Origin of the sequence: Microcystis sp. LE19-195.1E (assembly GCF_027532095.1) — a bacterium.
Lineage (GTDB): Bacteria > Cyanobacteriota > Cyanobacteriia > Cyanobacteriales > Microcystaceae > Microcystis > Microcystis aeruginosa.
Map to the genome: position 1 here is coordinate 1 of NZ_JAPZSZ010000306.1, position 10,605 is coordinate 10,605.

General features: G+C 42.7%; 15 protein-coding genes. 8 read left to right on the forward strand and 7 right to left on the reverse strand.

What is annotated here, in order from left to right:
* From O9300_RS16910 to O9300_RS16925, 4 genes are all read right to left on the reverse strand, one after another.
* Positions 1–419 (reverse strand): RNA-guided endonuclease InsQ/TnpB family protein (locus tag O9300_RS16910; protein WP_287972879.1); only part of this gene is annotated, 419 nt, incomplete at its 3' end.
* 369 nt (positions 420–788) lie between these two features.
* The gene (locus O9300_RS16915) at positions 789–1,418 is read right to left on the reverse strand and encodes a DUF1361 domain-containing protein (RefSeq protein ID WP_287972880.1); all 630 of its coding nucleotides are present in this window, start codon (positions 1,416–1,418) and stop codon (positions 789–791) included.
* A 3-nt stretch (positions 1,419–1,421) separates the two neighbouring features.
* On the reverse strand, positions 1,422–1,838 hold the full coding sequence (locus O9300_RS16920) for an acyl-CoA thioesterase (protein WP_287730802.1): 417 nt from the start codon (positions 1,836–1,838) through the stop codon (positions 1,422–1,424).
* A 7-nt stretch (positions 1,839–1,845) separates the two neighbouring features.
* Complete coding sequence (locus O9300_RS16925; RefSeq protein WP_002734244.1) at positions 1,846–2,364, reverse strand: cofactor assembly of complex C subunit B; 519 nt, start codon at positions 2,362–2,364, stop codon at positions 1,846–1,848.
* A 134-nt stretch (positions 2,365–2,498) separates the two neighbouring features.
* Here O9300_RS16925 and O9300_RS16930 point away from each other — a divergent pair, with 134 nt between their 5' ends.
* The 3 genes from O9300_RS16930 to O9300_RS16940 all read left to right on the forward strand — a co-directional run bounded on the left by O9300_RS16930 (position 2,499) and on the right by O9300_RS16940 (position 4,953).
* Complete coding sequence (locus O9300_RS16930) at positions 2,499–3,404, forward strand: metal ABC transporter permease (RefSeq protein ID WP_061430563.1); 906 nt, start codon at positions 2,499–2,501, stop codon at positions 3,402–3,404.
* A 322-nt stretch (positions 3,405–3,726) separates the two neighbouring features.
* Entirely contained in the window at positions 3,727–4,365 is a 639-nt protein-coding gene (locus tag O9300_RS16935) for a MotA/TolQ/ExbB proton channel family protein (protein WP_002760669.1), read from the forward strand.
* Positions 4,366–4,383: 18 nt separating this feature from the next.
* A complete protein-coding gene (locus O9300_RS16940; RefSeq protein ID WP_002771111.1) occupies positions 4,384–4,953 on the forward strand; it encodes an ExbD/TolR family protein in 570 nt (189 codons plus the stop codon).
* Here O9300_RS16940 and O9300_RS16945 read toward each other — a convergent pair whose 3' ends face one another.
* The 3 genes from O9300_RS16945 to O9300_RS16955 all read right to left on the reverse strand — a co-directional run bounded on the left by O9300_RS16945 (position 4,954) and on the right by O9300_RS16955 (position 7,995).
* A complete protein-coding gene (locus tag O9300_RS16945; protein WP_287730799.1) occupies positions 4,954–5,304 on the reverse strand; it encodes a hypothetical protein in 351 nt (116 codons plus the stop codon).
* 278 nt (positions 5,305–5,582) lie between these two features.
* Positions 5,583–6,620, reverse strand: coding sequence for a polysaccharide pyruvyl transferase CsaB (gene csaB / locus O9300_RS16950; protein WP_287972881.1), 1,038 nt, complete (start codon positions 6,618–6,620; stop codon positions 5,583–5,585).
* Positions 6,621–6,915: 295 nt separating this feature from the next.
* Complete coding sequence (locus O9300_RS16955; RefSeq protein ID WP_287972882.1) at positions 6,916–7,995, reverse strand: RuBisCO accumulation factor 1; 1,080 nt, start codon at positions 7,993–7,995, stop codon at positions 6,916–6,918.
* 213 nt (positions 7,996–8,208) lie between these two features.
* Here O9300_RS16955 and ccmO point away from each other — a divergent pair, with 213 nt between their 5' ends.
* The 5 genes from ccmO to O9300_RS16975 form a co-directional block, all read left to right on the forward strand.
* Complete coding sequence (gene ccmO / locus O9300_RS16960; RefSeq protein WP_002775137.1) at positions 8,209–9,009, forward strand: beta-carboxysome assembly protein CcmO; 801 nt, start codon at positions 8,209–8,211, stop codon at positions 9,007–9,009.
* 250 nt (positions 9,010–9,259) lie between these two features.
* Positions 9,260–9,361: an N-acetylmuramidase domain-containing protein gene (locus O9300_RS19545; RefSeq protein ID WP_353851567.1), complete on the forward strand. Its 102-nt coding sequence runs from the start codon at positions 9,260–9,262 to the stop codon at positions 9,359–9,361.
* 168 nt (positions 9,362–9,529) lie between these two features.
* Positions 9,530–9,829, forward strand: coding sequence for a hypothetical protein (locus tag O9300_RS16965; protein WP_012264396.1), 300 nt, complete (start codon positions 9,530–9,532; stop codon positions 9,827–9,829).
* A 163-nt stretch (positions 9,830–9,992) separates the two neighbouring features.
* Positions 9,993–10,295, forward strand: a complete 303-nt coding sequence (locus tag O9300_RS16970; RefSeq protein ID WP_002775120.1) for a hypothetical protein — start codon at positions 9,993–9,995, stop codon at positions 10,293–10,295.
* The coding region (locus tag O9300_RS16975; RefSeq protein WP_004163166.1) for a type II toxin-antitoxin system PemK/MazF family toxin at positions 10,276–10,605 on the forward strand (330 nt) is incomplete at its 3' end. The genes O9300_RS16970 and O9300_RS16975, both read left to right, overlap by 20 nt.

Genomic DNA, 10,605 nt, shown 5'->3' on the forward strand with positions numbered 1-10,605 from the left:
TGTCTTGACCATCGAATAGGTAAAGGTTCTGTGCATTTGGCTAAATAGATTTGTTTGTCTTTAAATTTAAAGGCTGATTTGGTAAATTCGGCACTTCCTCCCTGATGTTTTTTCTTAAAGTTAGGATACTTAGTACGACCAGCAAAGAAATTAGTGAAAGCTGTTTGTAGGTGTCTTAACCCTTGTTGTAAAGGTACACAGCTTACCTCATTGAGAAAGTCTAATTCTTCTTGCTTTTTCCACTCGGTCAACATTGAAGAAGTTTCAGTATATCCTACTCTTTCTTGTCTTTCATACCAAGCTTGTGTTCTGAGATGGAGAGCTTTGTTGTAAACTAATCTTACACAGCCCAAAGTGCGCCGCAATAGCGACTCTTGTGTTGGTGTGGGGTAAAATCGGTAAGAATAGGCTTTTTCCATGTCTCATATTTTAGCATATATTTCGTAAATGTTCTAATATTTAACAGCAAAGCCGCCGTAAAACGGCGGGGTTTCAGACCCAAATTTTCGATGATCATAAGTATCTAAGCACAATTAATTACACATCTAAGCCACTACTCCGTCAGACTTCTGCTGTGATCAGTAAACAGTGAACTGAAAACTCAAATCCGATCCCTAATAGCTGTATCCCGTCTCCCGTCTCCCGTCTCCTGTCTCCTGTCTCGGAGTCTCGACTAGGAAATTAATTTTGCACGACTACTTTCGCTGCGGCCAATTGATCTCTGTCTTCCTACTATCTTTTAATTAATCGGAAAGAGACTAGGAGAGGGTCGAAATCCCCGATAGGCGTTAATTGTAGCCAAAAAATCGATTGTAAAGCCTTTTATTGATCTCGTATAGTAGCCAAATAATTAAAAAACAGACAGAGATAAATATCAAAGGTTTTTTAGTCAGTAAATTCTGCAAACTCCAGAATAGTTGCTGCGGTTGAGTGACTAGATACCAACTATTCAGTCGAAGAAAACGCCCTAGATAGATACCGATCGCACTTAAAAAATGGAGAGTTATTTCTAGGGGTAAAACCGCTGAATTTAGCTGACTTTGCTGACAATAACTTTTTAAATTAAGTAAGGAGAGAACGTATAGCTGAAAGCCAATAAAAATAAAGAAGCTATACTGGGGGATTAAAACTAAAAAAATTAAACTTTTGGCGTAATCCTGCTGAAGATAGGCGATTAAATGAATGCTATCGGTGAGAATATAGGGAGCATTGGGTAAAAAAAGCACAAAAACTAAGAGAATTAACCACCAGAGTAGGGAACGATCGAGGGCGATCCGAAATAGCCAAAAGCTAAGGATAAAGGGGATAAAGGCCAGAAAAGAATTCCAGACAATTCTCTCGGTGCTAAGGTTAAATAATTGCCAAGCATTGTGCCACCAATCCCTAGTTAAAATTATCGTTAAATCTGCCCAAATCATCCCTTAAATACCAGTCTCCTCTAGGGTTGATAAATATCCTAACCAATGTTTTAAAGATTCCGGTAAAGGGATTCTTTTTCTAGCGGTGGGAGCGATGCACACATGGCGAGTTTTCGCTTTTGCGACCATGATTTCAGCCAAATAAATTTTATACTGCAATTGAAACTCGTTTTCGCTCAGGGATCGGGCAGTGAAATCAATCTGTATTTGATCGCCACAAAAAAGGGGACGAAAAAACTGGATTTCCGCTTGAGTAATCGGTAGGGCAACCGGAGAATCTTTGAAAAAATCCTTGATATTGATGCCAAATTGTGCTAAAGAAAACTCGTAGGCTTCATGACAGATCGAGAGAAGATGGGCAAAGTAAACCACACCGGCCGCATCGGTATCGGCCAGATAAATTAGGCGCTCGTAGGGCATAAAAAGCTTATTGTCTTTCCAGAAAGGTTAAACTATCTTGTAGTTGTCTTAACTCGTCCCGATGGGCTTTGACAGTTAATTCCGTTTGCTGAGATTTGCTTTCTACTTTAAAAGCCACTTCCTCTAAACGGCCGACTTTTTGCCAATAGAAAACACCCGCGAGGGGAGATAAACCCACAAGAGCAAAAATATAGGGATTAGTATCGGGAAATAACACCGATAACACCAGTGAGAAGCAAAATAAACCCAAGGCCGCCAAAATTGTCAAAAATATCGCTAGAAAGGGGCTAGGCGGCACAAAACCCTGTAATCTGACAATATTCTGTTCGGGTTCGATCGCCTTGACTTGATAGGAACGTCGGTCAAAATAATCTCGCAGTTGTTCTAATAGTTGGTCGTCACTGGTACTGGTAAGATAGACACGCTGTTCGATACGCTCTTTGACGGAACCGCGAATAAAAAAGAATAATCCCACCATGAGCAGGAGAGTCAGAAAAAAAGTTGAGGAAAGAACGGGGGTATCCATGGCAGCGGTTAGGAGCGAAAAAACTTACAATTAATCCTAATTATCCTAACCTATCTTCTCCCCCGATCAGAAGATAGACCCTAGGAGCAAAACCTCGATCGAGAATCAGAAAAATTTAACCCCAAGGCAGATTCATGGGCAACAATCTATTAACAGGATTAATCGAACCCTTACAGTATAGTTTCATGCAGAGATCCCTAATTGAAGCTATCATCGTCGGGATCATTTGTGCGGTGGTGGGAACCTACCTGATGGTACAACGTTTGGCCCTCTTGGGCGATGCCATCAGTCACTCGGTCTTACCCGGATTAGCGATCGCTTTTATTGGTAATTTTAATCTGCTACTGGGTGCTTTACTAGCCTCAATGGTCAGTACTCTACTGATTAACTTGATCCGTAATCGTTCCCCAATCAAAGAAGATGCGGCCATGGGGATCGTTTTCTCGGCTTTTTTTGCCCTTGGCATCACCCTGATCACTCTCATCCAAAAAAACAACAAAATTGACCTGAATCACTTTCTCTTCGGCAATATTCTGGGTGTTACTGCTGCCGACATCCGCGATACCCTAATTATTGCCGTTATCGTTTTGTTAACCGTTTTGCTCCTGTATAAAGAACTATTATTCTACACTTTCGACAAAATCGGGGCGCAAGCGGCGGGTTTACCGGTAAATTTATTAGATTTAGGCTTAATGCTCCTGATCGGTCTGACAATAGTTGCTAGTCTCCAAGCGGTGGGAGTAATCCTCGTTTTGTCCCTTTTGATTACCCCCGCGGCCACTGCTTATCTTTTAGTTACCCGTCTCCATCAAGTCATGGGTTTAGGTGTGGGTGTGGGTATTATTTCTAGTATCAGTGGGATGTATTTAAGTTATTACTGGAATTTACCCTCTGGACCGGCGATCGTGCTTGTCGCTTTTACCCTATTTATGTTGGCCTTTTTATTCAGTCCCCGTCAGGGAATTTTCACCCATCCCTCTAGTCTAGGTGGTCAACTTTCTATCTGGGGAGAGATGAAAAATTTGTTGAGACGACGTTAGTTTGCAGCAGAAGGTTGGGTTTTTGGCAAGTGATCAAAAAAAGCCGGCGGCTAAAAAATTGATAACGGCTATAAGTAGTCGTGCAGAATTAATTTCCTAGTCGAGACTCCGAGACAGTAGAGGATGCCCTATCAGGTTATACTTCATCTTTAGGAGAAACGCCTTAAGTATGGCACGATTTTTGAAAAATGGTATAAAAAGTATAAATGTCAATCGATCGACTTAAATCTTAAACTAAATAATCAAGCCCGAATCGCCCGGTATTGGAGGAACAAAACAACTCGTGAGTATAACTGATTTAATCCAAAAAGGCGGAGTGGCCATGTGGCCGCTGCTTTTTCTGTCTATTTTAGCTCTTAGCACTATTATCGAACGAATTTGGTTTTGGAGTCGTACTCTCCTCAGTGAGGGCCAGATTTTAAATCGCATTATGGAATCCGCCATCCGTAACTGGGATTTGGCGGCAAAAGTCGCCGGAGATTCCCGCAATCACCCCATTGGTAGCTATCTCTACGCACCCCTGCGCTTAGAAAATCCAGATCCAGAGGTTTTTCACTTTGCCCTCGAATCGGCTGCCGATGAACAATTATCCCTAATGAAACGGGGCGATAAAATCCTTGAGGCAGTCATTGCCCTTTCTCCCCTGTTAGGATTATTAGGGACGGTACTCGGTTTAATTACCTCTTTGGCCAATATTCAATTAAGTGACCTGGGAACTTCCTCGACGGCGGGAGTAACTTTAGGTATTAGTGAAGCTTTAATTTCCACCGCTACCGGCCTAATTGTCGCTATTTTTAGCCTCGCTTTCTATCGTGTTTTTCAGGGACTCTGGTTCAATCAAGCCCGAATTTTTCGCAAGGCCGGCAGTGATTTAGAAATTATCTACCGCCAACGCTGGTTACACCAAGAAGACCAACAATACGCCCTCAGTGCTAACCTAGAAAAACCTCTCGATCGCTAAATCTCTCCCTTATCAAGCATGGCCGAAACTAAATCTCTTAACCACAAAAAGCCAAAAAGTAGCCATATCACAGCCCGTCCGCTCAAATTATGGCATGATCAACACCGCATTCAAGAGGATGTGCAGGTTAATATCATTCCCTTGATCGATGTAATTTTCTGTATTCTCACTTTCTTTATTCTCGGTGCAGTGGGATTATCTCGCCAACAGGCTATCAGCCTCGATTTACCGAAAGCTAGTACCGCCACCACCCCGATGCGGGAAATGTTGGTGGTTAGTCTCGATGATTTCGGACAACTCTACGTCGAAAAACAAATGGTGACTCGCGCCCAGTTGTTCGAGGCGATCAAGAATTATCATCAATATAGTCCCAATGGACTGATGGTACTGAATGCCTCCAGAAATGCCAGTTATAACGAAGTGGTTGGGGTTTTAGACCTACTGCGACAGGTAGGCGGTGATCGTGTGGCTTTAGCGACTCTATCGGGGGAGGCTAATAATCCCACCCTGGAAAATAGCAATCCTTTGCCCAATTTGCCGACTAATCCCACCTTGCCCAGTTTACCCAATCCTCTGGGCAGAAATTAACTAGGAATGGATGCGATAGCTGAGTAATTGTTCTTCGAGGGCGGCAATGCGATTGTAGGCCGCCGTCAATTGTGCCGTTAATCGGCGAATTTGGATTTCATCGGCAAAAGAATTATCGCCATTGACAGCTGGGGCTTGTTTGCCACCGTGATCCCGGAGAATATCTTTATGATCGTAGAGGCTATTATCGGATAACTCGGAAAAACCGACCATTTCCAGGGATTCTCGCAGGGAATGACTCGATTTATCCCCAGCTAGGATAGCAATTTGCTGGCTGAGGCTTTCGACAATATCCTGTAGACGCTCGACTTTCTGATCAAGACTGATAATCTGTTGTTGTAGTCCATTCATGCAATTACCTAGGGATAAAGGAGGTTTCCCCTCTATGCTAGGCTCTGGAGGAAATGGGCTATAACAATTTATGATTGATTTAACGATCCCTTTACTGCCCTTAACGAAAATATGGCACGGGAAGTCCCCACACGAGACCGAAGCGGGATGGGGATGTGCCGAGTGCCTCCTTTCCCCTTGATCAAAACCTATGCCACAATGTTTATGGACTTAAGCATATTTTGAGACTTTTTAGAATGAAATAGCCCTGGCATCGGTAATCGCACTCGACATAAAAATTAGCTCACCAATCTAGATAAAATTTCTCGATGAATTAAAGCTCGATCAATTAAAAAATGTTTGCGATCGCTGGTTAATCCCTCTCCATTGGCATAAAAATCAATCCAAGTGGTACTAATATCATTAACTGCCTCTGGTAACTGCTCTAATTCCCAACCCGGCATCGGTACTTCGGCAATTAATCGCGACACTTTCGGATCATAACTCAGGGCAAAACAACGACAATCTTCTGCCGCGGCCATAATTAAACTATGAAAGCGCATTCCGATCACCATTTCTACCCCACGAAATAAGCCTTTTAACTGTCTTGGATCCTCTAAACTAATGATTTGATGATTTTCCCTTAATTGACAGGCTACAGCTTCACAAAGGGGCAAATCCCGCGACTTTTGAAAAGGGACTAAGAGAATAAACGCCCCCGTGCTGATTTGTAAATCAATTAAAGCTTGGGTTAATTTATCTAATTTTGCCGGGGTTAATAGGGGATGGGGACGTAAATTGACGGCGATTCTTGGGGCGGGTAAATCCGATAATCCCTTGACTGATTGAGCGTCTAAAGCCCATACTGGATCGGGGGCAACAATGGGATGAATACCCCAATTGGCGACTAAATGAGCCGAAGTATCATCGCGCACACTAACTAAACTACATTTTTGTAAAACTTTTTTGGTTAACCAACGGGTAAAAGGTCTATTTAATGGTCCAATTCCCTGCCCCCAAGCAATAGTTTTTAAGCCCAATAATTGAGCAAGAGCCATTAAACCACCGTAATAAATTGGACTGGCAAAACTGGTGACATCCTGCATTAAACTGCCGCCACCCCAGATAAATATATCCGCTTTTTTCATAGTTTGAAAAACTTGCCACCAATCCCTACTAGGACAGGTTTCCACTCCATAACGTTGACTGGTTTCTCTGGGATTATTTGACAAAACAATAGGTTTAATTGCTGAGGGCAACATCTGCAATAGAGACACTAATAATGCCTCATCTCCTCCGTTTCCTCTCCCATAATATCCACAAATTACTGCACGCATATATCAGTTATCAGTTATCAATTATCAGTTCTCAGTTGTCAGTCAGAAAAAGGCAAGAGTCAAAAGGCAAAAGGCAAAAGTATGGTAAATTTGTCTCCTGTCTCCTGTCTCCTGTCTCCTTTGTCCTCTTTGTTACTTTTTCCTTGAAAAATGTCTCTTAGTTTCTTAAGTTATGCTGTCAGCTACAAGTTAGCAGTGACCAGTTTTATTGGATTGCAGTTATCAGTTTATCTATTTTATTATTCCCACTCATAACTAATAGCTTAAACCTGATCAGTGATCACTGATCACTGATTTAGTCGTCCATTTGCCAGGGTTCGGTGATGTTTTTTTCATCGAGGATATTTTTGGCTCTTAAAATCAAGACCAATTGACCTAAGATGGTGACATCGGGGGGACTATCAAACCATTGTAAAGAGACGGAATTATCTCTCTCTACTAGATAATAATTGTTCACGTCCCATTCGGCCAAAACTCGATCGATCACTAATAACACTTCCTCGGACCTGGTGGCAATCGATCGAGGTAATTGATCGCTAGGCCATAAAATCGCTACAGGATCGTTCGCTTTGAGAATTGCTTGCCAACCGGGGAGAGGCACGATTGTTTGTTTATCCCCCACCGTTACCAGTCGAAAAGGTTCCTCGACGCTCAAACTTTCTGTGTGTTTTATATCAGTTACTGTCACCGGAAATCTTCCCACTAAAGGAATAATTCTGGCTAATTCGTCCTCATCCTGTAAACGATGGACGGGTAGCAACGGTGCGCTACGGGAGGGAGTAACGGTAAAATCTTGTAGTAAAGACTCGATCGCCTGTCTGGCCGAGTCAGAATGGGCAAATTTCAACCCTTTAGCGATTAATTTCGCTCTTTCGGCTAAATCTCGCTTTTGTTTGCCCCGTTTCCAACACTGGTAAGCGATCGCATCTCCAGGATGACGGGTAAATTCACTGGGAATCTGGGATAAACGGGAAAAATCTTGGATAGCCTTGGCGATATCGTGTGCTTCAGCCACCTCAATCCTTTTTTCTGCCGCTAATTTCGCTGCCCCTAGTCTTTGTTCTTGGTTGAGAATCCGCAATTCGTATAGCACATCACTGCGCGGCCCGATGTAGTAACTTAACAAATCTTCAGCTGCTCCCGCTTTGATTAAACTCTCAAAAACTTGGGCAGCGACAATAATTAAATTTTGTTGGGCATTTTGAAAACCGGTTTGTTCAAAGATTAACTGGGAATCGTAGCCAGCTTTTTGCAGTTTTTGACATTTTTGCCCCCAATTCACCCAATTTCCTTCCTTATGAAGCAGCGAGCGCATTAATTCGGTCGCTTCCGTTTCGCTGATTCGATCATCTGTACTGCGAGGCTGTTCTGTCATAGACAATTTGATCAAGCTACAATAACTAAAATTTATCTAATCCCTCAAAAATCTTCAATAGCAATTAAGGTTAACAGGATAGACTAGATAGTAACAGGATAGCTGACAATCACCCCCTTCATACCTGTTAGGGCAAGTTTATCTTCAATGTCTAGATTAAGAGTTAATGGAAGCATTCCCCCCTCGTCCACAACTAACCCCGGTCAAAGGACGATGAAAACCAAGCGTCACCCCAAAGATAGCGCCTTGGGTTTAGTCTCTACCCTCAGCTTTCCGGCGATCGTCGGGACGGCGGATATGATGCTAAAATCGGCAGAAGTTACCCTCGTGGGTTACGAAAAAATTGGCGGTGGTCACTGTACGGCGATCGTGCGTGGTAATATTGCCGATGTGCGGTTAGCAGTGGAAGAAGGGGCAAAAACCGCCGCACAGTTCGGACAATTGGTATCTAAATCGGTTATTCCCCGACCGATGCCCAATTTAGAGGTAATTTTCCCCATTGGTAGCCGTTTAGCCGAAATTGCCCAAAGTCAACGGGGTTTTAGCAAACTGAGCAATATGTCGATCGGTCTCTTGGAAACCAGGGGTTTTCCCGCTATGGTGGGGGCAGCCGATGCTATGTTAAAATCGGCCGATGTGCAGTTAGCTTCCTACGAAACAATTGGGGATGGTTTGTGTACGGCCATTATCCGGGGTTCCGTCGCTAATGTGGCCGTGGCCATTGATGCGGGAATGCGAGAAGCAGAGAAAATCGGTGAACTGCACGCGGTGATGATTATTCCCCGTTTATTGGAAGATTTAGAACATACCCTACCAGTGGCCAGCTACTGGTTAGAAACCCCCGAACCTTTACCGATGTTATTACCCAATACTGTCCGGGAAAAACAGCGGGAATTGGTCGCTTTACCTGAATTGGAAAAAACCAAAATACCAATTCGTCGCCAAGAAATGCAGGAAAAAGTGTTAGAAGAAGTGATTCCCGTGGAAGTTATCACCGATGAGGACAGTTATTAATTTTTATTTTCAGCTTTGCTCCTGTGCTGCTAAAAGTATAGGAGCAAAAGGTTGAATTAGGGTTTGCGGCAAAAAGTTTGTTGGTGGGTGTGGATTTCCCAGTAAAAAATCTTTACAGAGTCCCCCGACAGTTAAACCAATCGAATAATGATAAATTTTTGTCAAGGGGTGCAGTCAGATCGAATAATCGTCGCTAGAATTGGCCTAATTGTCAGGAATTTAGTTAAATAAGGTTTTTGGCAATAGGCTAATTTGGGCAGGTTTTGCTCTAGGCTACAATGGGTCAGGCCATCGTGCTAATAGGTACGATACCAAACTTGCTAATGCTTACCATAGATCGCTTTCTGCCTAATACCATTTTTCTTTATTCGCGTCACAACGAATACAGGCTTGGCAAGCATTCGAGCGTGGATGTCTGTCATGGATTTAGAAATTTGGTATAACAAATACGTCCTTTCGTATTGTCCATCTTTGACTCACCAATAGAAATCAAATCCTTGTCTCATCTAAATACTACTCTATGAATACCCCCACCCCCCCAGCCACCACAACCGATCAGCAACCATCCCCGTCTTTTGTTACTACCAACCCCTCAATCAATCGAAAAGTCGCTTTTGCATCAGTCGGTGCTGCACTAGGCTCTATAATCAGCCTCTTTTTAGCAACCTTTTTGCTGAACCTTCCATTTCTAGCGAATATTTCACCAGAAGATAAGGGTACACTCAAAACCAGTTTGACTTCAGGTATTACTGCACTGGTAACGCTGTTAATTGGTTACCAAACGAAACCTGGAACCGGAGATGGTATAAGAGAAGAATAGCTTGTAGCAATCTTGTAGGGTGCGTTCCCTAATCTGGCTCCTACTTCTCCACCGATCGATTTTGGGGAACGCACCATGCACATTGATTGAAACTGTGGGTTAAAGTGCGGTCGCCGATCTTAATAAGCTATATTAACAACAATACTTAAAGAGAAGGCTTAAAATGGTTAAATCAACTTTGTACACGACAGCAAAAGTCCTACCGGGAAATAGAATTGAAATTGAATCTCCAGATCTGACTGTAGGACAAACTGTTGAGGTAGTTATTTTGGTTGAAGAAGTTAGTTCTGATTCTTCTACCAGCGAATATATCTCTCCATCCTTAAAACAGCGTCTTGCTTTTCTGAAGTTACCAATGACTGAACGGAGGAATATTCTCAAAAGTCAAGCCGATATAATGCTCTCTCACTATCAACAAGATTCTGAATGGCAGGAGTTAATGGCAGGTGACATCATTGAGTATTAACCCTGAGCTGCCAAAACGTGGAGAAATTTGGTTAGTCAACTTCGATCCTACTGTTGGTGCAGAAATCAAAAAATTGCGTCCTGCCGTCGTCATCAGTTCCGATTCAGTAGGAAAGCTTCCTATCAAGCTTATTGCTCCTATTACAGACTGGAAAACATATTTTTCAGCAAATTTCTGGCACGTTAAAATTGAACCTAACAGTATCAATGGATTGAATAAAGCTTCTGCAATTGACACTCTTCAACTAAGGGGGGTGGATTTACAAAGGTTTATTCGTAAATTAGGAAGCGTTTCTGAAATTACAATACTG

Bases quoted from the DNA above. Each gene is read 5' to 3' on its own strand.
- O9300_RS16935 (WP_002760669.1), top strand. From the start codon at position 3,727: ATGTGGCCGCTGCTTTTTCTGTCTATTTTAGCTCTTAGCACTATTATC.
- O9300_RS16965 (WP_012264396.1), top strand. From the start codon at position 9,530: ATGAATACCCCCACCCCCCCAGCCACCACAACCGATCAGCAACCATCC.
- O9300_RS16940 (WP_002771111.1), top strand. From the start codon at position 4,384: ATGGCCGAAACTAAATCTCTTAACCACAAAAAGCCAAAAAGTAGCCAT.
- O9300_RS16945 (WP_287730799.1), bottom strand. From the start codon at position 5,304: ATGAATGGACTACAACAACAGATTATCAGTCTTGATCAGAAAGTCGAG.
- csaB (WP_287972881.1), bottom strand. From the start codon at position 6,620: ATGCGTGCAGTAATTTGTGGATATTATGGGAGAGGAAACGGAGGAGAT.
- ccmO (WP_002775137.1), top strand. From the start codon at position 8,209: ATGAAAACCAAGCGTCACCCCAAAGATAGCGCCTTGGGTTTAGTCTCT.
- O9300_RS16915 (WP_287972880.1), bottom strand. From the start codon at position 1,418: ATGATTTGGGCAGATTTAACGATAATTTTAACTAGGGATTGGTGGCAC.
- O9300_RS16930 (WP_061430563.1), top strand. From the start codon at position 2,499: ATGGGCAACAATCTATTAACAGGATTAATCGAACCCTTACAGTATAGT.
- O9300_RS16925 (WP_002734244.1), bottom strand. From the start codon at position 2,364: ATGGATACCCCCGTTCTTTCCTCAACTTTTTTTCTGACTCTCCTGCTC.
- O9300_RS16970 (WP_002775120.1), top strand. From the start codon at position 9,993: ATGGTTAAATCAACTTTGTACACGACAGCAAAAGTCCTACCGGGAAAT.
- O9300_RS16920 (WP_287730802.1), bottom strand. From the start codon at position 1,838: ATGCCCTACGAGCGCCTAATTTATCTGGCCGATACCGATGCGGCCGGT.
- O9300_RS16955 (WP_287972882.1), bottom strand. From the start codon at position 7,995: ATGACAGAACAGCCTCGCAGTACAGATGATCGAATCAGCGAAACGGAA.